This is a genomic window from Erythrobacter sp. S267, from assembly GCF_057365045.1.
Genome location: NZ_CP200298.1, coordinates 1,170,619 through 1,192,492 on the forward strand (window position 1 = coordinate 1,170,619; position 21,874 = coordinate 1,192,492).

The 21,874-nt window shown below is 60.2% G+C and carries 20 protein-coding genes; 6 read left to right on the top strand and 14 right to left on the bottom strand.

The features are described from left to right. Window positions 1-53 precede the first annotated feature (53 nt). Both AC0V6X_RS05415 and AC0V6X_RS05420 read left to right on the top strand, forming a co-directional pair. On the top strand, window positions 54-983 hold the full coding sequence (locus AC0V6X_RS05415; protein ID WP_486183567.1) for a hypothetical protein: 930 nt from the start codon (window positions 54-56) through the stop codon (window positions 981-983). Continuing rightward, complete coding sequence (locus AC0V6X_RS05420; protein ID WP_486183568.1) at window positions 980-2,389, top strand: sensor histidine kinase; 1,410 nt, start codon at window positions 980-982, stop codon at window positions 2,387-2,389. The genes AC0V6X_RS05415 and AC0V6X_RS05420 overlap by 4 nt, the downstream gene beginning before the upstream one ends. A 45-nt stretch (window positions 2,390-2,434) precedes the next feature. Here AC0V6X_RS05420 and AC0V6X_RS05425 read toward each other — a convergent pair whose 3' ends face one another. Together AC0V6X_RS05425 and gltX are read right to left on the bottom strand one after the other, a co-directional pair. After that, entirely contained in the window at window positions 2,435-3,721 is a 1,287-nt protein-coding gene (locus AC0V6X_RS05425) for a citrate synthase (protein WP_486183569.1), read from the bottom strand. A 42-nt stretch (window positions 3,722-3,763) separates the two neighbouring features. Then, on the bottom strand, window positions 3,764-5,179 hold the full coding sequence (gene gltX / locus AC0V6X_RS05430; protein WP_486183570.1) for a glutamate--tRNA ligase: 1,416 nt from the start codon (window positions 5,177-5,179) through the stop codon (window positions 3,764-3,766). 64 nt (window positions 5,180-5,243) lie between these two features. Here gltX and AC0V6X_RS05435 point away from each other — a divergent pair, with 64 nt between their 5' ends. Then, on the top strand, window positions 5,244-7,499 hold the full coding sequence (locus AC0V6X_RS05435) for a ComEC/Rec2 family competence protein (protein WP_486183571.1): 2,256 nt from the start codon (window positions 5,244-5,246) through the stop codon (window positions 7,497-7,499). Between the two features lie 30 nt (window positions 7,500-7,529). On the opposite strand, the gene lexA is transcribed toward AC0V6X_RS05435, so the two are convergent. The 12 genes from lexA to AC0V6X_RS05495 form a co-directional block, all read right to left on the bottom strand. Further along, the gene (lexA, locus tag AC0V6X_RS05440; protein WP_486183572.1) at window positions 7,530-8,219 is read right to left on the bottom strand and encodes a transcriptional repressor LexA; all 690 of its coding nucleotides are present in this window, start codon (window positions 8,217-8,219) and stop codon (window positions 7,530-7,532) included. A gap of 209 nt (window positions 8,220-8,428) precedes the next feature. Continuing rightward, window positions 8,429-8,689 (bottom strand): hypothetical protein, encoded by a 261-nt coding sequence (locus tag AC0V6X_RS05445; RefSeq protein WP_486183573.1) that lies wholly within the window; start codon window positions 8,687-8,689, stop codon window positions 8,429-8,431. Then, entirely contained in the window at window positions 8,631-9,629 is a 999-nt protein-coding gene (locus AC0V6X_RS05450) for a molybdopterin molybdotransferase MoeA (protein ID WP_486183574.1), read from the bottom strand. Before AC0V6X_RS05450 ends, AC0V6X_RS05445 begins: the two co-directional genes overlap by 59 nt. Next, the gene (moaC, locus tag AC0V6X_RS05455) at window positions 9,629-10,114 is read right to left on the bottom strand and encodes a cyclic pyranopterin monophosphate synthase MoaC (RefSeq protein ID WP_486183575.1); all 486 of its coding nucleotides are present in this window, start codon (window positions 10,112-10,114) and stop codon (window positions 9,629-9,631) included. Before moaC ends, AC0V6X_RS05450 begins: the two co-directional genes overlap by 1 nt. Before the next feature lie 165 nt (window positions 10,115-10,279). Beyond that, window positions 10,280-11,068: an indole-3-glycerol phosphate synthase TrpC gene (trpC, locus tag AC0V6X_RS05460; protein WP_486183576.1), complete on the bottom strand. Its 789-nt coding sequence runs from the start codon at window positions 11,066-11,068 to the stop codon at window positions 10,280-10,282. 5 nt (window positions 11,069-11,073) lie between these two features. Continuing rightward, a complete protein-coding gene (gene trpD / locus AC0V6X_RS05465; protein WP_486183577.1) occupies window positions 11,074-12,066 on the bottom strand; it encodes an anthranilate phosphoribosyltransferase in 993 nt (330 codons plus the stop codon). Further along, complete coding sequence (locus tag AC0V6X_RS05470) at window positions 12,063-12,659, bottom strand: anthranilate synthase component II (protein ID WP_486183578.1); 597 nt, start codon at window positions 12,657-12,659, stop codon at window positions 12,063-12,065. Before AC0V6X_RS05470 ends, trpD begins: the two co-directional genes overlap by 4 nt. A 32-nt stretch (window positions 12,660-12,691) precedes the next feature. Continuing rightward, window positions 12,692-13,075, bottom strand: coding sequence for a ribosomal maturation YjgA family protein (locus AC0V6X_RS05475; RefSeq protein ID WP_486183579.1), 384 nt, complete (start codon window positions 13,073-13,075; stop codon window positions 12,692-12,694). Next, a complete protein-coding gene (gene pip, locus AC0V6X_RS05480; RefSeq protein ID WP_486183580.1) occupies window positions 13,056-14,024 on the bottom strand; it encodes a prolyl aminopeptidase in 969 nt (322 codons plus the stop codon). The genes AC0V6X_RS05475 and pip overlap by 20 nt, the downstream gene beginning before the upstream one ends. Further along, the gene (locus AC0V6X_RS05485; protein ID WP_486183581.1) at window positions 14,017-14,847 is read right to left on the bottom strand and encodes a phosphodiester glycosidase family protein; all 831 of its coding nucleotides are present in this window, start codon (window positions 14,845-14,847) and stop codon (window positions 14,017-14,019) included. Before AC0V6X_RS05485 ends, pip begins: the two co-directional genes overlap by 8 nt. Beyond that, window positions 14,844-16,400, bottom strand: a complete 1,557-nt coding sequence (locus AC0V6X_RS05490) for an anthranilate synthase component I family protein (RefSeq protein WP_486183582.1) — start codon at window positions 16,398-16,400, stop codon at window positions 14,844-14,846. The genes AC0V6X_RS05485 and AC0V6X_RS05490 overlap by 4 nt, the downstream gene beginning before the upstream one ends. Window positions 16,401-16,410: 10 nt before the next feature. After that, window positions 16,411-18,351: a peptidylprolyl isomerase gene (locus AC0V6X_RS05495; protein WP_486183583.1), complete on the bottom strand. Its 1,941-nt coding sequence runs from the start codon at window positions 18,349-18,351 to the stop codon at window positions 16,411-16,413. A 215-nt stretch (window positions 18,352-18,566) separates the two neighbouring features. On the opposite strand from AC0V6X_RS05495, the gene tpiA reads away from it, so the two are divergent. The 3 genes from tpiA (at window position 18,567) to pyrG (ending at window position 21,552) form a co-directional block, all read left to right on the top strand. After that, a complete protein-coding gene (gene tpiA, locus AC0V6X_RS05500; protein WP_486183584.1) occupies window positions 18,567-19,331 on the top strand; it encodes a triose-phosphate isomerase in 765 nt (254 codons plus the stop codon). A gap of 102 nt (window positions 19,332-19,433) precedes the next feature. Next, entirely contained in the window at window positions 19,434-19,823 is a 390-nt protein-coding gene (secG, locus tag AC0V6X_RS05505) for a preprotein translocase subunit SecG (protein ID WP_486185518.1), read from the top strand. Between the two features lie 94 nt (window positions 19,824-19,917). Beyond that, entirely contained in the window at window positions 19,918-21,552 is a 1,635-nt protein-coding gene (gene pyrG / locus AC0V6X_RS05510; protein WP_486183585.1) for a CTP synthase, read from the top strand. The last annotated feature ends 322 nt before the right edge of the window (window positions 21,553-21,874 follow it).

Here is a 21,874-nt window from a genome sequence, read left to right on the forward strand (position 1 = left end):
TTTGGCTGGACCTTCTGGGTCAAAATTGGCCACAAAACCTGGGCGATATGGCAATGGACCGTACAAACTCCGCACCTGTGGAGGCCATTTTCAAGAATGATCTGGCGCGCGCAGACCGGGCGCTGCGATCGGTTGCGCCTGTCATTTCGCACTTGCTTGACGGAGCCGGTCCCAGTCTGGTCACCGATGCAATCGTCGCCCGCTTGCGCGGCATGTTGAGCGATTTGTCGGCGCAATTGCTGCAATTGTGCGATCCGGAACATCCCGGCAGCGCCGATGCGCAGAGCGATATCGACACGCTTGCAGAGGCCCTGAGCGCCAATAGCGCGATCCTCGACCACCTTCATGCCATAGCCGTCGAAGGCTATCTGACAGAGCGGCTTGAACGGCAGTCGGCGATTGATCCAGTGCTCAGCCCGCTGCTCCAAGAGTTAATTGCCTCAGACCAACCCGCGACCGCTGAACTGGCGATGCAGACGCTGGCTGCGCAATCGCGCTTCATGCAAAGCCAGCGGCGGATGGGAATCTCACTTGGAGAACTGCCGCCCGAGCTTTTTCTTACTGTGATCGAAACAGCGAAGGAGAGCGGGCCTGTTGGCGCGATCAGCGACTCTAAGAAGGCTCTCAAAGCGACGCGCAAACGCTATGATGAAGGGGCGGGGCGTCTCGGCCTGCTCTCCCGGTTGATTGCGGCAATGCGGGGAGGGGCCGTCGCCGCCCTGGACCTTGAACATGCCGGCGTTGCGCTGTTCGCCAGCGCTCTTGCTGGTTTGACCAAGCAGTCACGCGATCTGGCGGTTCTGTCGTGCCATGAGCGGCAATCCGCCCGCCTTGCGCTTGCGCTGCGTGCCGCGGGCCTCGATGGGCGTGCGATTGATAGCCAGTTCGTGCTGCTTGGAGCAGTTGAGCGCCTTCCACGCGGTATCGCTGACATCGCGCCCGAACGAGCCCATGATCTGCTTCGCGATGGAGGGCTGAGATGAACCGCCAGCAATCCATTCTTGCTGCTCGAGGGGTTACAGACCCGCATGACCGTCTGATCACTGCGGATGAACCCTTGGCTGAGCTGCATCAGAGCTGTGGGGGCGCGTTGCCTGGGACTCTCGCTGTGCCCGAACTGCTCGAGCTGGTGCGTCAGAGCCGCCAAATGGACCTGCGTATCGCCCGCGAATTCAGCGCCTTTGACGGTGAGGAAATGGTCAGCGGCTTTGCCCGCATCCATCCCTTGGGCGAAGATGAGGGCGGCGGTTGCGAGGTGCTGGTCGAAAACTGGCACCGGGCCCAGCAAGCACAGCCAAGCTCTCGAGCAGCGGCAGAACGACTCGATGCCATCGACCGCGCCTCTGCTGAGGTTACCGCTAGGCTTGATGCGCGGCAGTGCGTCCAATTCATTTCCGTGAACGCCGCCGATGTGGAGGGGCTTGCAGAGGCGATCGAGGCATCACCAGGCAAAGCGTGGAGCGAGTTTGTAACCCTCGCCAAGATTGCGCACCAACAACCACTCCATTGGCGTTTGCTCGATGGTGCCCATGCCGAGCTGCCCGGATCGCAGCGCGATTGGCGCGTTCGCCTTATTCCCGTGGGGCCAGATGGGTCCGCTCCAAGAGGATTCGAGCTGCTATTCGTCGCCGACCAGCCTTTGGTTGGCAAGACCGATGAGGAAGAGCAGGCACGGGAGGATACGCAATCCCGTCTGATCGGAAGTGCGCTGACTCCGGTGCTGCGCCAGCCTATTGCGCGGATCATCGCCAATGCGGAAACCATTCGCGCCCGGCTCGCTGGGCCTTTGCGGGAAGATTACAGCGACTATGCCGGCAATATCGCATCCGCCGGTCAGCATCTGTCCGCAATGCTGGATGATCTGGCTGATCTTGAAGTGGTTGAGGCTCCCGGTTTCTCCGCTGCGAAAGAGCGGGTGGATCTCGCCGATGTCGCGCGCCGTGCTGCCGGTATCCTAGGCGTGAGGGCTCAGGCCAAGGGCATCACGGTTGTTCTTGAGAAGGAAGAGAGCGACGAAGAGCAGGTGGTTGCAACTGCCGAGTTCCGGCGTGTCTTGCAGATCCTGATCAATCTGATCGGCAATGCGATCAACTATTCGCCAGAAAACAGTGCAGTCACAATCTCAACTCGCACCGAAGGCGATGTCTCTTACGTCAGCGTGGCCGATGAAGGTCCGGGTGTGACCAGTGAGCAAGCAGACAGGATTTTTGAGAAATTCGAACGCCTTGGCCGCGATAAAGATGGCGTTAGCGATGGTGGATCAGGTCTCGGCCTCTACATCTCACGCAAGCTCGCTTTGGCGATGGAGGGAGACCTCGAAGTGAGACAGCCAGACCAGATGGGCCGTTCAACAGGCGCAGAATTCCGGTTGAGCTTGCCAACCGCCTAAAGCGGCGCTCCGACATGACGTTATGCCAGAGCGCCGGAAGGTGTCTTAGCGCTGGCCAATCGGCACGTAATCGCGCGTCGTTGGGCCGGTGTAGAGCTGACGCGGACGGCCAATGACCTGAGCTGGATCGGAGATCATCTCATTCCACTGCGCGACCCACCCTACGGTGCGGGCCAGCGCGAAGAGCGCGGTGAACATCGTCGTCGGGAAGCCAATCGCCGAAAGGATGATACCCGAGTAGAAGTCGACATTCGGGAACAGCTTCTTCTCGATGAAATACGGATCGTTCAGCGCGATCTCTTCGAGCGCTAGAGCGGTTTCGAACACTGGATCCTGCACGTTCAGTGCGTCAAACACTTCGCGCACGGTCTTTTGCATAACCGTGGCGCGTGGGTCGTAGTTTTTGTACACGCGGTGGCCAAAGCCCATCAGGCGGAACGGATCGTTCTTGTCCTTGGCACGCTCGATATAGTGTGGAATCTTGTCCGGAGTGCCGATTTCGCGCAGCATGTTCAGAGCCGCCTCGTTCGCGCCGCCATGAGCCGGGCCCCAAAGGCAGGCAATCCCAGCAGAGATACAGGCGAACGGGTTTGCGCCCGATGATCCTGCGAGGCGCACAGTCGACGTCGAAGCGTTCTGTTCGTGGTCGGCGTGAAGGATGAAGATGCGGTCCATCGCCTTCTCAACCGCCGGAATGACCTCATATTCTTCCGCTGGAACGCCGAAGGTCATGCGCAGGAAGTTGCCGGTGTAGCTCAGCGAGTTATCTGGCTGCATCATCGGCTGACCGATGGAATACTTGTATGCGTTGGCCGCAATCGTTGGCATCTTCGCGATCAAGCGGTGCGAGCTGATCTTGCGGTGCTCAGGATCGGAGATGTCGGTGCTGTCGTGGTAGAACGCCGACAGCGCGCCAACGACGCCACACATAATCGCCATCGGGTGCGCGTCACGACGGAAGCCCTGGTAAAAGCTGTTCATCTGATCGTGCAGCATCGTGTGCCGGGTGATCGTATAGGTGAAGTCGTCCAGCTCTTCCGCGCTCGGCAGTTCGCCGTTCAGCAGCAGATAGCTGACTTCCATGAAGCTGGAATGCTCAGCCAATTGGCCAATGGGGTAACCACGGTGGAGCAAGACCCCTTCCTGACCGTCAATATAGGTCAGAGCGCTTTCGCAGCTTGCGGTCGACTTGTAGCCGGGATCGAAGGTGAAAGCGCCGGTTTGACCGTACAGCTTCCGGATATCGACCACATCGGGGCCAGTGCTGCCCTGAAGCACGGGAAACTCATAAGTTTCACCGCCCAGTTCGAGTTTCGCTTGCTTGTCTGCCAAGGCTTGTATCCTTCCCTCAATCAATTGCGCCGAACACGATCACTACGCGGCCTGCGCGTCGATCCGTGCCAGCGATTCTTCCCGTCCAAGAAGAACCAGAACATCGAAAATCCCGGGTGACGTTGTCGTCCCAGTCAGCGCGGCTCGCATGGGCTGCGCCAGCTTGCCGAGACCCAGTTCGAGTTCTTCGGCGAGCGATTTGGTAGTGGCTTCGAGAGCCTCACTTGTCCAGTCATTTTCCTTCGCAAGTGCAGCAAAAATGTGCTTGAGCCTTGCACGGCCTGCATCATCGAGCAGTTTTGCCGCTTTTTCGGTCATTTCCAGCGGTCGTTTGGCGAACAGAAAGCCAGCGCCATCAGCGAGTTCGTCCAAGTTCTTGGCACGTGTTTTGAGCACTGGCATCGCTTTGGATAATAGCGCCTCATCCACGCCCTCTCCAATCCGGGAAGCTACCAAGGGGGTAAGCGCCGCATCATCAGTTTCGCGAATATAGTGCCCATTGAGGTTTTCGAGCTTCTTGAGGTCGAAGCGAGAAGGGCTCTTGCCAACACCTGAAAGATCAAACAGCTCAATCGCTTCATCCCGCGTGATTTCTTCGCGGTCACCGTGCCCCCAGCCAAGCCGCAGCAGGTAATTGAACAGAGCATCTGACAGGATGCCCATATCGTCGCGATACTCATCCACCGCCTGCGCGCCGTGACGTTTGGAAAGCTTTGCGCCGTCAGCACCGTGGATCAGAGGGATGTGGGCATATACCGGATCGGGCCATCCGCCTTCGATTGCGTCCATAGCGCGATAGATCGGAAGTTGTCGGAAGGCGTTGTTCAAGTGGTCATCGCCGCGGATCACATGGGTCACCCCCATGTCATGATCGTCCACCACCACTGCGAGCATATAGGTCGGAGAACCATCGGCACGCAGGATGATGTAATCATCAAGCTCGGCATTCTTGACCGAGACGGAGCCCTGAACCTCGTCCACGATCGTGATCTCGCCATCAAGCGGAGTTTTCAACCGCACGGCGAACGGCGCCCCTTCAGGAGCCTCTGAAGGATCACGGTCCCGCCAACGTCCATCATAGCGCATCGGTTGTTTGTTGGCGCGTTGCTCGGCGCGCATGGCCTCCAGCTCTTCCGGCGTGGCAAAGCACTTATACGCGTATCCGGCCTCAAGCAGCTTATGCGCCACTTCCGCATGACGTTCTGCACGCTGCGACTGGAAGGTTGGTGCCTCGTCATAGTCAAGGCCGAGCCAATCAAGCCCGTCGAGGATCGCGTCAATCGCCTCCTGCGTGGACCGCTTCTTGTCCGTATCCTCAATCCGCAAAAGCGCTTTGCCGCCATGGTGACGGGCATAAAGCCAGTTGAACAGCGCCGTGCGCGCACCGCCAATATGCAGAAAGCCCGTGGGCGAGGGCGCGAAGCGGGTGACAACTGCTTGCGGTGTTGGGCTTGCCATAAAGCCTAAATTCCTATTCATTCAATGGGCGCACAACCAAGCCAGTCGCAGGGTGAGGGGGCCGATGGCTGATACGCCGCTAATACCGATTGCGGGAGAGGACGAGGCTGAGCGTGGCACTTGCAGTGCTGCGCCCGATGGGCCTGCCAAATCCGCAAGCCGCCTGTGGCAAAGCGGAGGCGAATTGTCCAGCTTGAGCACCGCGCTTGGCAACCGTGCAGAGCGCTTTCTGGTCGAGGCAGGATTTGACCGCGCCCCTTGGCTCGCTGTCTTGTTTGCGGGCGGTATCCTCACATGGTTTGCTTTGCGCAACCCTTGGCAATGGGTGAGTGTGATTGGTGCATGCCTTTTGCTGGCCTTGCTCGCGTTGGCACTTTGGCGTGACCGTATCGACCGAGACCGTTTGCGATCCGCTGTCATCGCCGCCTCAATCGTGTTCGCGGCAGGGATGGCGGTAATCTGGATCCGCTCCGAGGTTGTTGGGGCGCAGGCCATTGAGCGTCCAATGATCGAGCGTGTGCAAGGCTATGTCCTCGACCGGGAGGATCAACCCTCCCAAGATCGCATTCGACTGACCATGGCGGTGCGCGATGCGGAAACGGCGCAAAGCCGCAAGATCCGTGTGAACGTGCCGATCGAGACGGCCGCACGCGCGGTCGAAGCTGTGGGTGATGATGCGCTGGCCGAAGGGGCGGTCGTTCGCATGCGGGTCCGATTGATGCCTCCCGCTAGCCCGATGTTGCCGGGTGCCTATGATTTTGCGCGTGCCGCTTGGTTCAAGGGGCTTGCCGGGACGGGCAGTGTGTTGGGCGAGGTTGAGATTGTCGAACCAGCACCACAAGCAAGCGGTCTGCCAGCGATCCAGCGCGCTCTCTCAGCCCATGTGCGCAGCAGGGTCGACGGGTCGGCGGGCACCATTGCGGCGGCCTTTGCCAGCGGAGATCGTGGGTCGATTACCGAGGCCGATGACGATGCGATGCGCGATTCAGGCCTCTACCACCTGCTTTCGATAAGCGGCCTGCATGTGAGCGCTGTGATCGCTGCGGCCTATCTGCTGGCGCTCAAAACCTTCGCATTGGTCCCGGCTATAGCATTACGGGTGCGCTTGCCCGTTGTGGCGGCGGGCGCAGGTGCATTGGCCGGGATCGGATACACCTTGCTCACCGGCGCGGAGGTTCCCACAGTGAGGAGCTGCGCGGCGGCCATGTTGGTCTTGATCGCGCTCGCCATGGGGCGTGAGGCCCTGTCAATGCGGATGGTTGCGGCTGCTGCGATGTTCGTCATGCTGATGTGGCCAGAGAGTGCCATCGGGCCCAGTTTCCAAATGAGCTTCTCCGCCGTCATCGCGATTGTGGCTCTGTCATCCTGCGCTCCGGTCCGTGCATTCCTTGCCCCGCGCGAGGAGAGCTGGTTCAAGAGTTCGGGCCGCAAGGTTGCGATGCTTTTCATAACTGGTCTCGTCATTGAAATCGCGCTGATGCCAATCGTGCTGTTTCATTTCCACCGCGCTGGGTTCTACGGCGCCTTCGCCAATGTTTTCGCCATTCCGCTTGTCACCTTCATCGCCATGCCAGCCATTGCGCTTGGACTGGTGTTCGACCTTTTGGGACTGGGAGCGCCATTTTGGTGGGTAGCTGAGGGCTCTCTCAACTTGTTGCTTGGCATTGCGCGGTTCACATCATCGCAACCTGGAGCAACCAAGTTGATGCCGCAAATGAGTTGGCTCGCTATTGCCCTGTTCGCCGCTGGAGGGCTGTGGGTGGCCCTTTGGAAGGGCGGCGCCCGACTGCTGGGATTTGTCCCATGGGCGGTTGCTTCTGCAATGTTGCTCTCCACTCCAATCCCTGACGTGTTGATTGGGCGTGAAGGACGCCATGTCGGTATCACAATTGCGGGCCCCGACGGATCGAGCCGTTTGCTGTCGTTGCGCGATAGCCGCTCATCCTATTCGCGCGATAATCTGCTGGAACTGGCCAGCGTTACCAGTGAGCCTATCCCGCTTGCAGAGTGGCAGGGAGCTCAATGCTCGCCTGAATTCTGCACCATCGTCTTGAACCGCGGAGGACGAGACTGGTCGCTCCTGCTGGCGCGCAACCGAGAATTGATCGAAGAACGCTCCCTTGCCGCTGCCTGTGAGCGCGCTGACATTGTCGTGGCCGATCGTTTCCTGCCTCGTTCATGTCAGCCACGCTGGCTGAAGGCGGATCGCAACATGCTGCTTGAGACCGGCGGTCTTGCTCTCAACCTTGCTGATGGAGAGGTCACTACTGTCGCCGCATCGCAAGGGGAGCATGGTTGGTGGCGCGGGGAAGGGGACTGACACCCCTTAAGACCCCGCGCTCACCTTAAATCAGTGATAGCGACGAAGCAGGCCTGCAAGCTTGCCTTGGACCTTTACCTCGTCGGAGCCATAGACCTGCGGGTCGTGAGATGCATTGGCGGGATCAAGCCGCACCAACGCGCCGTCCTTGTGCAGGTATTTGAGAGTGGCCTCCTCATCGCGGACAAGCGCCACGACAATTTCGCCATCGCGGGCAGTGTCAGTCCGACGCACGAGCGCGAAATCGCCATCGAAAATGCCCGCTTCGATCATGGAATCGCCCGAAACTTCGAGAGCATAATGTTCTCCCGGCCCAAGCAACGCTGCCGGAACCGGCAGGGAGCTCTGCCCCTCGAGCGCTTCAATCGGCGCACCTGCCGCAATCCGTCCATGAAGCGGGATCTCGATCACGTCATTGGCCGCTGCGGGCACAGGCGGCGCAGAGGCAACTGTCGAAGCCATTGGATCATTCGCCGGAGCCACGCTGCGCGGAGCAGGCGTTGAATCCTCTGGCATCTTGATCACTTCAAGCGCGCGCGCCCGGTTGGGCAGACGCCGGATAAAGCCTCGCTCCTCGAGCGCAGAGATCAAGCGGTGGACGCCCGACTTGCTCTTCAGGTCGAGCGCTTCCTTCATTTCTTCAAAGCTCGGCGAGATGCCGGTTTCTTCAAGCCGCTGCTGAATGAAGCGGACCAATTCGTGTTGCTTTGCCGTCAACATGGGCAAACTCCGTTAAGGCGCACATATCAAGCGGCGTGAGAACGCCCCTAAGTGCCGAATCTCAACGCGCCCCCAGAGGCACCTCCATTTGGGAACATGTGAGGTGCATTTCAGAACGCTGCCCGCGCACCGTATGGTGAACGAATGTGGAACAAGTAGGCAACTTGATCCGTCAAGTCAAGCCGGTGAAACCGTCAAAACCGCGCAATTCAGGCGTTTAGGAATGGAAGAACCGTAACCGGCTCCCATTCTTCGAGCGGGCCAGAGTTTTCGTCCCGCACAATCAAGCAGTTTGCCTCTGCGAGCTCCCGCAAGGCGCTGGAGTCCTTGGAAGCCAGTGGGATCACTCGGTGCCCGCCAAACCAGCCTCTCAAGAATGCGCGGCGCGGCCCTGTTGCCGGAAGTGGTGCATCAGTGCGGGCCTTGCGAAATCGGGGGAGGGGATTCGTTCTTGCCCATCCCCAAAGCACGACGCAGCAAAGGTAGGGCAAAGAGGAAGCAGGTGACAAAGCTCGACACCGGATTACCGGGTAGGCCGAGGATCACCTGCTTGCCGCGCTCCGTCTGTCTTTGAGCCACCATCAATGGTTTGCCCGGTTTGATCGCGACCTTCCAGAAAGCGATCTCCGCGCCCCAGTCGCGCAAGGCGGCCTGTATAAGATCGTGGTCGCCGACTGACGCCCCTCCAGAGGTGATGAGGATGTCGCAATCCTCTGCTTGAGCCAGAGCTTTGGCCAAAGCCACATGGTCGTCTGCGACCGGTCCGATGCGCAAGGTTTCCCCAGCCAAAGGCGCGAGCATAGCGGCTATCATCGCGCCATTGCTGGCAGGAATCTGGTCCGGTCCACAGTCTTCGGGATTTGCGGTGAGCTCGTCTCCGCTGTCGAGGATTGCGACCTTGGGACGCTTGCTGACGGAAAGGCTTGCATGGCCCGCTGAGATGGCGAGAGCGATGTGACCGGGACCAATCTGTGTGCCGGGTTTTAGGACTGTGTTGCCCTGGTGAAAGTCGAATCCTGCTCGTCGTACATGTTGGCCCGAGACGGGTGGAGTGGTTGCAGCGACAGCCTCGCCTTCGACCAGGGCGTTCTCCTGGATCAGCACCCTGTCCGCGCCTTGCGGCATATGCGCGCCCGTTGAGATACGCGCGCACTCTCCGGGGCTCAGTGCACCGTCAAACGGAGCGCCAGCGCGGCTTTCTCCGACCAAGCGCCATGGCCCATCGCCGGCGCCAATCGCATAGCCATCCATCGCGGAGAGATCGGCGGGAGGCTGAGTACGGCGCGCGGCAACATCGCCTGCCAGAACCCTCCCTAGCGCTGCCTCAACGGCGACGCGCTCGCTCTCCATCTTTGGGGCGAGGGAGAGGAGCAGACCTTGCGCCTTTTCGAGGACCATCAGTTCGGGCATTAGTCGGAGGGAAGCTCCGGCGCTGTCCAATCCCCTGACTTGCCCCCGCGCTTTTCCAACAGACGTATCTCGCCGATCACCATCGCCTTGTCGATCGCTTTGGCCATATCGTAGATCGTAAGCAGCGCTGTTGACACCGCGACCATCGCTTCCATCTCGACCCCGGTTTTTCCCGTCAGCGAAGCTGTGGCGGTGGCGCGGATCGCGGTTTGCTCAAAGGCAAATTCCACGCTGACCGCTTCAAGGCCCAGCGGATGACACAGCGGGATCAGCTCTCCGGTGCGTTTAGCGGCCATGATCCCGGCGATGCGCGCCGTGCCCAGGACGTCTCCTTTGGGAGCATCGCCAGCGCGGATAGCGCCGAGGGCTTCCTCGCTCATACTGATCTGGCCAGAGGCGATGGCGACGCGCTGAGTTTCAGCCTTGCCGCCGACATCGACCATATGCGCTGCGCCCTCGTCAGACAGGTGCGTGAGTCGGCTCATTGGTACGCTCCCACAGGTGCGGTTTGACACACTTGGCACACTGTCCAAGGGTTGAAATCCTCTCGATCAATAAGACGCGTTTCAATCGTCTTTGTCGATGTGTGGCTGAGCGGTGTTTGCGTCATCCGGAGACCTTGCCAGCTTTGCGTCCTGTAGGACAGGTTCTCACCCTTCGATCAGCGCCCGTGTGGCCGCAGCAACATCGTCAGCGCGCATCAGGCTTTCGCCGACGAGGAAAGTGCGCACGCCGCTTTTGGCCAGCCTTTCGCAATCCGCATGGGTCGCGATCCCGCTTTCGCCCACGAGCAGAGTGCCTTCCGGCGCGAGTGGGGCGAGGCGTTCAGTGACGCTGAGCGACGTGGTGAAGGTTTTGAGGTCGCGGTTGTTCACCCCGATCAGGCGGCTTTTGAGATGTGTCGCCGCGCGCTCCAGCTCCGCTTCATCATGCACCTCGACCAGAACGTCCATCGCATGGTCACGAGCGGCGGCTTCGATCTCTTGCATCAGCGTATCGCCCAAAGCTGCAACGATGATCAGGATCGCGTCGGCCCCCATGGCTCGTGCTTCGAGGCATTGCCAAGGATCAACCATGAAGTCCTTGCGCAGGACCGGCAGGTCGCAGGACCTGCGTGCTTCGATCAGGAATTCCGGAGCACCCTGAAAATACGGCCCATCGGTCAGCACAGAAAGGCAGGCCGCGCCTCCCGCCTGATAGTCGCGGGCGTGGTCGGCGGGGCGGAAGTCTTCTCGGATGAGGCCTTTGGAGGGGCTGGCCTTCTTAACCTCGGCGATCAGCGCAAAGCCGGTTTCGGCGCGGGAGCGCAGGGCAACCTCGAAACCACGCGGGGCTGATTGCTCAGCCGCGAGGTCAGCCAGCGTCGCCTGCGTGACAGCAGCCTTGCGCGTCACGATCTCTTCGCGCTTGGCGAGGCAGATTTCTTCGAGCTTGTTCATTTCCGTCAGACCGCCATCTCGATCCATTTGGCTAGCAAGCGAGCTGCCGCGCCGCTGTCGAGAGCCTCTGCAGCCATCTCTGCCGCTGTGCCCCAATCCTCTGACTTGCCAGCCACAACCAGCGTTGCCGCCGCGTTGAGGATGACTGCATCGCGGTACGGGCCGGGTGTGCCTTCCAGCAGGGCCTTCAAGGCCTTTGCATTATGCACCGCGTCATCACCCCTGATCGCCTCAATCGGCGCGTTGGGGAGGCCGATCTGGCTCGCATCCATCCGGCGCATTGTGAATCCATCGCGCGTTACGTCCGCAAGCTCGTTCCCGCCAGCAAGTGAGAGTTCATCCAGCCCCTCATCACCCGACACGATAAAGGTCTTCTCCGTGCCCAGCTTCGCCTTCGCTTCGGCATAGATTGGGACATAGCCGGGGCGCGCAATGCCGATCAGCTGGCGCTTCACACCGGCGGGATTGGAGAGCGGGCCCATGAGGTTGAAGATCGTGCGCTTGCCGATTTTGAGGCGGATGGGCTGGATGCGTCCCATTGCGGGGTGATGGTTCTTCGCGAAAAGGAAGCAGATGCCAATTTCCGCGAGCGTCTTTTCAGCTGTGCGGCCCGCTGCATCCATGTCGAGGCCGAGCGCTTCGAGGGTGTCCGCCGCGCCCGATTTGGAGGAAGCTGCGCGGTTGCCGTGCTTCGCCACCGGTACGCCGCAGGCTGCGACAACAAGGCTGACTGCGGTGGAGACATTGAGCGTATGATGCCCGTCGCCCCCAGTGCCGCAGCAATCGACCGCGCCTTCAGGAGCCTCAATCGGGATCAGCCGAGCGCGCAAAGCCCGTGCGGCCCCTGCGATCTCGTCCGCCGTTTCGCTGCGCTCGGTCATTGCTAGGAGAAAACGCGCGATTTCCTCTTCGGACGCCTCTCCGTCGAGGATCCAGCCGAAGACTTCTTCAGCTTCCGCCTCATTCATATGCGGAACGGCAAGCGGTAGGGTCTTCATGGGCTTACGCCTTCCGGAATTTTCGCCTCGATCCCGCAAACTTCCAAGAAGTTAGCGAGCAGGTCGTGGCCATATTGGGTAGCGATGCTTTCCGGATGGAACTGCACGCCGTGAATGGGAAGTGTGTCATGCCGAAAGCCTTGCACATGATCGTCGTCGGAGGTCGCGTTGACCTTCAGGACGGTCGGAATATTCTCGACCACGAGGCTGTGATAGCGCGTCGCGGTGAAGGGCGAGGGCAAGCCTTTAAACACGCCGGAGCCGTCATGCGTTACCGGAGATGTCTTGCCATGCATAAGCCCGCCTCGCGTCACTGTCCCGCCAAAGTGCTGGCCGATCGACTGGTGACCCAGACACACTCCTAGGAGCGGCTTTCCCGCATCCGCACAGGCTGCCACGAGTTCAAGGCTGATCCCGGCCTCATTCGGAGTGCACGGGCCTGGCGAGATGAGGAAGCCTTTGGCGCCCGTCGCCAGCGCCTCAGCAGCGGTCAAAGCGTCATTGCGCTCAACGCGCACCTCCGCCCCTAACTCCATCAGGTAATGGACGAGGTTGAAGGTGAAGCTGTCGTAATTGTCGATGACAAGGATCATGGCATGCGCTTTGTCTGATTTGTCGGGGCGGTTCAAGGCTTGGAAAGGCGTCTATCGATCACCAGCGCTGCCACCGCTCCGACCAGATAGGCGACAATATCTCCCCAGCTGAAGGTCGTCCCCAGCACAACGCGCGCAATCGGGTGCTGCTCGAGGCCCAACAGCGTGAGCGCGTCGAGATATTGCATAGCCTCCACAAGGCAGGCGATGGCAAACGCAATGATCGCGGCTGTGATGCGACGCGTGTCAAACACAGCGAGCCAACCGCAATAGACCAAAGCCGCCGCCAGTACATCTCCGAAGATGGGCCGAATGAAGGCGTCGCGCACAAACAATGCGATCACCACCTCGACCGCAAAGATGGCGAGGGCAGCGCCCAAATAGCCGCGATGAAGCCTAACGATCCGCAAACTCATCCGTCGCGCGCACTAGCCCGTCGATAATCCCCGGCTCCATTGCCGAGTGGCCTGCATCCTGAACGATCCGAAGGTCCGCCTCCGGCATTGCCTTCTTCAAGTCCCATGCAGAGCGGGGCGGGGTGCAGATGTCGTGGCGCCCTTGAACGATGATGATCGGGATATCGCGGATCTTCTCGACGTCGCGCAACAGCTGCGCTTCCTCGAGGTAGAAGTCGTCCATGAAGAACCGCGCGCAGATACGGGCAAATGGGACAGCCTTGGAAGGATCTTCGAAATCCGCCAGCAAATCGTCATTGGGCAGCAAAGTCGCGACATTGCCTTCCCATAGCGACCACTCTTTGGCAGCGGGCAGGCGCACCGCGTCATCGTCGCTGGTGAGGCGCTTGTAATAGGCTTGGACAAGGTCCCCGCGCTCGTCAGCAGGAATATGGCCGGAGAAGCTGTCCCATTGCTCGGCCATGATCTCGCTCGCGCCATATTGGTAGAGCCAGCCTTTCTCAGCCTGGCGGGCAAGGAACACACCGCGCAAGATGATCTCACTCGTCCGCTCGGGAAAGGCCTGTGCATAGGCGAGGGCGAGCGTCGCACCCCAGCTGCCGCCAAAGACCTGCCACTTCTCATGCCCGCACATCGTGCGGAGAGCTTCGATGTCAGAGACGATGCGCCATGTGTCGTTCGCCTCGATCTCGGCAAAGGGCAGCGACTTGCCGCAGCCACGCTGGTCGAACAGAAGGACGTCGTATTTGTCTGGGTTCCACTGGCGGCGGTGGGAAGGCGCCATGCCACCTCCCGGGCCACCGTGAAGGAACACAGCCGGCTTTGCACCAGGCGTGCCGACCCGCTCGTAATAGAGCTGATGGCCTTCGCCCACGTCGAGCATGCCGGTCTCATACGGCTCAATCTCGGGATAGAGCGTGCGCTCATAACTCAGCATGTTGCTATTCATCCATTGTCTCCACCACGATCAGCGGGCCCACGCGGCGATTGTCCATCCGGCCCGTTGCCGGATCCCAGAGCGAGGACACATTGCCATCGAGGAACAGGGCGTTGGGCGTCTCCACCTCATCGCGGAAGAAGCGCCCGAACTGACCAAAGCTGATCGGCTCGTTCGAAATAACGAAATGCGCACGACCTTCCGCGTCGATCCCGACCCCGTTGCGCAATTGGCGCGAGGGGCCATTGTCCTGAAATTCGGGATGGAGATCACCGTCGATCACCAGCATCGGGCCTGATTGCGTGCCGAATTGCGGCCGAGTGCCGACAGTGCGCAGAAACGTCTCGCTATCGAGAATACGCCAGCGCCCGCCGGTGCCGAAGAAAACGCCGTTGGGTTTGAGGTAGAAATTCCCCGATCCACTGCCCGTATCAAGCTCCTTCAACCGGTCGCTATCACTGACGAAGTATCCCAAGGGCTTGAGCACATCGTCATACATTCCGCCATTCATCACAAAGGCGATGGAGCTCTCGTTCCGCCCCGCAGCCCATCCCTGAATCGTCCCAAAATTCTCGCCCGAGACCGGAGCAAGGCTTGTGCTGATACGATGCTGGGCCGGATCGGCGATGCAATGGGTGAGGGCAATGCCTTCAAAGGTGGCGGGCTGGCAGGCGGAGCCTGTGTCAGTGGACGCCACTTCAGGCGCAATATCGAGTGGCTCATCACTGGCCACAGGCTCTCCGATTTCCGCGCGCACAACGGGCTCTCCCGCAGGCCGTTCATTGCATGCGGTGAGGGCGAGGGCCGTGCCGATTAAGAGCGCAGAAGCCCTCACTGCCCGAACCCCGGTTCGCTGGCGAGGCGCACGGCTTCGCGGGCGGCGGCGGCGAGGGCGCTGGCCTTGGCTTTGCACTCGGCGAGTTCATAATCGGGGTCGCTGTCGGCGACGATTTCTGCGCCGGCTTGAACATGCATCGTCTGGTCCTTCACGACCGCGGTTCTCAAGACAATACAGGAGTCCACCGATCCATCGGGCGCGAAATAGCCGACGCCGCCTGCGTATGCGCCGCGTGTTTCGGGTTCGAGTTCGGCAATGATTTCGCATGCGCGGATCTTGGGAGCGCCTGACACGGTGCCTGCGGGGAAGCCAGCAAACAGCGCGTCGAGCGCGTCTTTGTCACCGGCCAGCTCTCCGATCACGTTGCTGACGATGTGCATCACGTGGCTGTAGCGTTCGATGGAGAAGCTGTCGGTGACTTCGACCGTGCCTTGCGCGGCCACTCGGCCCACGTCGTTACGCCCCAGATCGAGCAACATCAGGTGCTCGGCACGCTCTTTTGGGTCGGCGATCAGGCTAGCCTCATTCGCGTCATCCTCAGCGCGGGTGGCTCCGCGTGGGCGCGTGCCAGCAATGGGCCGGATAGTGATCTCCGCTTTACCCGCGGGGTTGTCGCGAACGCGCACTAGTATCTCCGGGCTCGATCCGACGATGGCAAAGCCGGGCAGGTCGAGGAAATAGAGGAAGGGCGAGGGGTTTACGCGGCGAAGGCTCCGGTAAAGTTCCAGCGGAGGCAGCGTGAATGGGCAGGTGAAGCGCTGAGCGAGCACTACCTGAAAGATGTCGCCAGCAAGGATGTAGTCCTTTGCGCGGGCCACCAGAGCCTTGTAGTCCTCGCCCGCCATGGCTGGCTCCAGTGCAGGTTCTGGCGTGTCGGCGACGATGCGCGGTTCGTCCGGACGAGGTTGGATGAGAGCGCGCAGCGTCTCGTCAATCTTCTCGCCCGCTGCGGCGATGGCGGCATTGGGGTCGCTAGCGCTCCAGATCGGGGCCACGCAGAACAGAACGTCCGAGAGGCTGTCGAACACCAGAATAACCGTCGGACGCACAAACAGCATGTCGGGCAGAGCCAACTCGCTAGCGGGTGCACGCGGCAGCTTCTCTACAAGGCCGATCGTCTCATAGCCGAAATAGCCCACGAGGCAGGCTAGGGCTGGGGGCAAGGGGTTGGTGACGTCTTCGGGAACGTCCACCCGGCAGCTATCGGCAAGCGCACGCAACTCTGCCATCGCATCGCCATGGCATGGCACAAACGCGTCTCGGTCGGCCTGCCAATGCCGGTTGATCTCTGCCTTTTCCTCGCTTGCCCGAAAGACAAGGTCGGGGTTTAGGCCGAGCAGGCTGTAGCGTCCGCGAACCTCTCCGCCTTCAACCGATTCCAGTAGAAAATCCCCGCGCCCTGGCTCAATCAGTCGGCGCGCGGCGCCTACCGGCGTATCGCTGTCGGCTACGACTTTTCGCCAAACCAAAGCAGGTGCGCCGCTGGCGAGCGCTTTGGCCGCTCCCGCGTGGTTTTCCAGTCCTGAATAGGGCGCGGCTGCGGTTGTCACTTGGGCTAGATCAGTTTTCGCCCAGCAGACGCCGACGCAGCGCGTCAATCGCGTCTTCGTTGCGCTCGACACCGACTTCAGCACGGATCGCTGTGGCAAGCTGAGAATTGTATTCCAGCGCCAAAGCCTGGCTGAGCTGATTGCGGGTGTTCTCAAGAACGGGATTGTCGTCCGCGACCTCTTCTGTCTCAATTGCCGCGAGGTTCACAATGAACCAGCCGAGATTGCCTTGCTCTTCAAGAACCTTGGTCGAGCCCGTCGCCATCGAGAACATCAGCACAAGAGCGCTCGGCACGCGGCCCTGAGCGCTGGCGAGAAGCTGTTCGCGCGTGGTGTCGATGTCTTCGACCTGCGCTTGGTCGGTGCCGATACCCTCGGCGCGCAGAGCATCGCGCAGAGTTATCTCGCCGTCCATCGCGGCCATCACACGGTCAGCGACTTCCTTGGCCGCCTTGGCGCCTTCAGAGCGCTTCCACGCAGCAACCACCTGTTCGCGCACTTCGGCAAGCGGTGGAGCGGCGCTTTCCGTAATGTCAGAGACGTCGAAGATCATGAACTGCGCGCCGGGGACCAGTTCAGCCAGTTGCGGCTCGCTTTCGTCCATCTGGAACGCGGTCGGGATGATCGGGCGCAGGGCTTGGCCGACGCCTTGCAGCGATCCCATGATCCGGCCGTCTTCGGTAACATCGGGCACTGCGGTGACCTCCAAACCGTATTGCGTTGCCACATCGGTGAGCGAAGTGCCGTCATCAAGCTGGCGCTCGATATTTGAGCTCAACTCAACCAACTGTGCAGCGCGGGTTTCTGTGCGGACCTGCTGTTCGATCTGATCCCGGACCTGCGCAAAGGTGCGGGCCGGGGTGCGCTCGATATTGTCGACGCGGGCGACGTAGAAGCCCAAAGTGCCCTGTGCGGGGTCAACAACTGCACCGCGCTCGGCTGCAAAGACCGCTTCAGCGAGCGCAAAGCTGCTGGCAGTGGCCAGCGATTCGCGGTCGCGCAGTTCGCTCGTCTGGACATTGAAGCCCGCTTCACGTGCCGCTGTCTCAAATGCCACACCGCCTCGGATGCGCTCGACCAGCGCTTGGGCCGCGTCTTCTGTGGGGACAACGAAGCTGGTCACAGCGCGACGTTCTTGAGCGGCATAGAGCGCGGCATCCGCTTCAAACCGAGTTTGGAGCTGTTCTTCCGTCGGATCGATATTGACCGTTATGCTGTCTGCACCGAATCGCGCCACACGGATTGTCCTGCGCTCTGGCACGATAAAGTCGTCGCGGCTCTCATCATAAAAAGCACTGAGTTGCTCATCGGTCGGATCGGCGTCCGGCGCATAAAAGCGGCTTGGAAGCAATGCGATCTGCCCCCGGCGACGCTCCAGCACCAGCGCTGCATATTGGCGCGCGGCTGACTTGGGCAGGATGGGGGCAGCAAAGGCAGGACGCAGGATTTGCTGGTTGAGCAGACCATCGCCAATGTCTGAGCGCAGAATGCTGTCAGTGATCCCCTCGCGCCGCAGAGCGGCCTGATAAGTCTCTTGATTGAATTCGCCAGTGAGATCCTGGAACGCCGTGATCTGCAAAATCTCGCTGTTCACCAGGTTGTCGCCTGCACGCAGGCCGTATTTCTTGGCAAACAGGCCCGTCGACATCCGATCGATCAACAAGTCGAGCTCTTGCTCGTAGCCGCCGGATTCGATGAATTGCGGCATTGTGATTGTCGGGTTCTGAGCCCGCGCACGGGTGAGGCCATTGTTGACCGTGCCCTGCAATTCATTTGCGCCAACGCCTTCGCCGCCGATCACGACAACCTTATCGTCTCCGGTCAGGCCGCCAAAAGTAGCAGAGCCTGTCAGGTCACTCGCCGCGAAAGCGATGGCGACGATGGCGAGGAAACCGATGAAAATCGGCAGACCGATCTTCGACTGGAAGAAATTGCGGAAAAGCGAAATCATTACGGGGTGTCTTCCAAGATTTAATCAGCACAACATCAGCTGCGCATTGTGACTATTGCCAGCGCGCTTTATCCGCCCTGCGACCTCCCCGCAACAGGTTGGGACAGGTTTTGACTAAACTGCGACCCTCGGCTAGCGGACGCCACCCCCTGACCCTACATCGGGCAACCTAGAATCACTTTTCGCATAAAACATTAGACGGAAATTCAGACCTGATGCCATTGCGTCCCTACATCGTTGGTAACTGGAAGATGCACGGCACCCGCGCCATGCTTTCCGAAGCGCGCGCGATTGACCGCGCAGCCCAGCGTCACATGAAAGTCGAAGTGGCAATCGCGCCGCCTTACACACTGATCCACCCAGTCCACCGTGAGGCAGAGCAGATCGCGGTCGGCGCGCAAGACTGCCACCATGAAGAGGGCGGTGCCTTCACTGGGGATATCTCTGCGACAATGATCGCCGATGCGGGCGCAAAGTTCGTCATCTTGGGCCACTCAGAGCGCCGCGATGCGCATGGTGAAAAAGACGATATCGTGCGAGCCAAGGCCGATTCGGCGCTTGCCGCTGGCCTGCGGATCATCGTGTGCTGCGGAGAGAGTGAGGCTGTGCGCGATTCCGGCCGCGCTGTGACTACGGTGAAGAAGCAACTGCGTGCCTCTTTGCCTGAAAGCATCGAAGAGGTCGTTGAAAAGCTCACCGTTGCCTACGAACCCATCTGGGCTATCGGCACCGGCAAGACCGCTGAAGTCGCCGACATCGCTGAAATGCACGCCAAAATCCGTGCACTCCTTGTCGAACTTTATGGTGAGGAAGATGGCGCAGAAATCCGCATCCTTTATGGCGGCTCAGTCAAGCCAGAGAACGCCGCGGAAATTCTCGGCACGGCGGAGGTTGGCGGCGCGCTGGTGGGCGGGGCTAGCCTGACCGCAGACAGCTTCATGGGCATTGCCCTTGCTGCTGGGGAAACCGACGAAGCTTAGGTCCTCTTGTCGCAGCTCTCTTGCCGAGAGGCCCCAGTGTCCCTAGATGCGCTGGCAAGCACACTCACATAAACGTATTTCAACAGAAGAAACCTCATGTCGCTGTTCATTATCCTAACCGTGATCCAGGCCTTGGTGGCCGCTGCGCTGGTTGGCGTGGTTCTGATGCAGCGTTCTGAGGGCGGTGGCCTTGGTATTGGCGGCAACCCCAACGGCGCACTTGGTGCGCGCGGTGCGGCGGATTTTCTGACCCGTTCGACCAAGTGGCTCGCTGTTGTATTTGTCGCCTTGTCGATCCTGCTCGCCGCCTTGGCCGTTCAGGGATCCAGCATTGGCGAGGTCAATACGACACTCGACCGCGAAGTAACGACGCCAAGCTCGGACGATCTGCTGGGTGAAGGCGACGCTTCTGGTGCCGGAGCTTCTGCCGACGATCTGCTCGGCGAAACGTCTGAGGCCGAGGGTGCTTCAGACGACTTGCTCGCTGAATAAGTCGACCTTTTTGAACATGCTTGTGGATTGAGAGCGTCTTAGCGCTGCATTTCGCTTGCCCCGAATCCGCTTCGCAGCTTAAGGCCCAACTCCCATGGCGCGGTACATTTTCATCACCGGCGGCGTGGTCTCCTCGCTCGGCAAAGGTCTCATGGCGGCAAGTCTCGCAGCGCTTCTTCAAGCGCGCGGGTACAAGGTCCGTATTCGTAAGTTCGACCCCTATCTCAATGTCGATCCGGGCACGATGAGCCCGTATCAGCATGGCGAGGTCTATGTGACCGATGACGGGGCGGAAACCGATCTCGACCTCGGGCATTACGAACGCTTCACCGGCGTGTCGGCCGCGCAGAGCGACAACATTACGTCAGGCCGCGTCTATCGCGACATCATCGCGAAGGAACGGCGCGGAGACTATCTGGGCGCAACGGTGCAGGTGATCCCGCATGTGACCGACGCGATCAAGGAATTCGCGCTCGCTGGCCAAGACGACCATGACTTCATCCTGTGCGAGATCGGCGGGACCGTGGGCGACATCGAATCGCTGCCCTTCATGGAAGCCATTCGGCAGCTGCGAAACGAGTTGGAGCCGATGCAAACGCTCAGCGTCCACGTGACGCTCGTTCCCTACATCGCCGCGGCAGGCGAGTTGAAGACCAAGCCGACCCAGCACTCTGTCCGCGAACTCGCTTCACTCGGCATCAAGCCCGACGTGCTGCTCTGCCGCGCAGAGCATGAGATACCCGATGGAGAGCGGCAGAAGATCGCCAATTTCTGTAACGTGCGCAAAGAGGCGGTAATCCCGGCTCTCGACGCGCCATCGATCTATTCGGTGCCGCAGCAATATCACGAGGAAGGCCTCGACGCGGAGGTCCTGCGCGGCTTTGGCATCACCGATGCGCCAGCGCCTGACTTGTCGGCGTGGGAAGACGTAACCGATCGCTACTTCAACCCCGAAGGCGAAGTGACGATCGGCGTTGTCGGCAAATATGTCGGGCTGCCTGACGCCTATAAGAGCCTTAACGAAGCGCTCGTCCATGGCGGCCTCGCCAACCGCGTGAAGGTCAACATCAAGTGGATCGACGCAGAGATATTCGAAGGCGATGACAGCGAAATCGCTTCCGCGCTTGAACCGATGCACGGCATCCTTGTGCCAGGCGGCTTTGGAGAGCGCGGGTCAGAAGGTAAGATCGCAAGCGTCCGCTTTGCCCGCGAACGCAAAGTGCCGTTCTTCGGTATCTGCCTCGGCATGCAAATGGCCTGCATCGAAGGCGCGCGCACCGCAGGATTTGATGCAGCCTCCTCCACAGAATTCGGTGAAACCAGCGAACCGGTCGTCGGCATCATCGAGGAATGGATGAGCGACGAGGGGCTCCAGACGCGCGAATTTGGTGGGGACCTTGGCGGGACAATGCGGCTTGGCGCTTATGACGCAAAGCTGTCGGCAAACAGCCATACCTCCGCGATCTATGGTGGGGCAGAGATGATCTCCGAACGCCATCGCCATCGCTACGAGGTGAACGCGAAATACATCAAACCGCTCGAAGATCAGGGTCTGGTCTTTTCCGGCATGTCGCCAGATGGCCTGCTTCCAGAGATCGTGGAGCGTCCGGATCACCCGTGGTTCGTCGGTGTTCAATTCCACCCAGAGCTCAAATCAAAACCGTTTGATCCACACCCGCTATTCGCTGGTTTTATTGCTGCAGCGCTGGAGCAATCACGTTTGGTGTGATTGCCCGGCATTAGGGGCTGGAACTTGACCAAGTTTCGGGTATTGGACCGAGCGGTAAGTCTCATTTCGAGATTTTAATTGCGCAGGCGCTTTTCAGCGTGTCGCTTTTTTACAAGTTTGTAAGTTTGCCCTTGCGCAGGCGCGCCTATGCGCTTTACGCGAGGAGAGGCTAGAGGGTTTAATAAGGGAATGGCGTCAAAACCGTTCGTGGTTCCTCCAAGGAGCCGAACTGGTTTGAGTGCCTGTATCCAGAGTTACGCAGCGAAGCCGATCCGTCGGCTAACTCATTAAACGCTGCAACACAGCTCGCGCCTGGATTGGC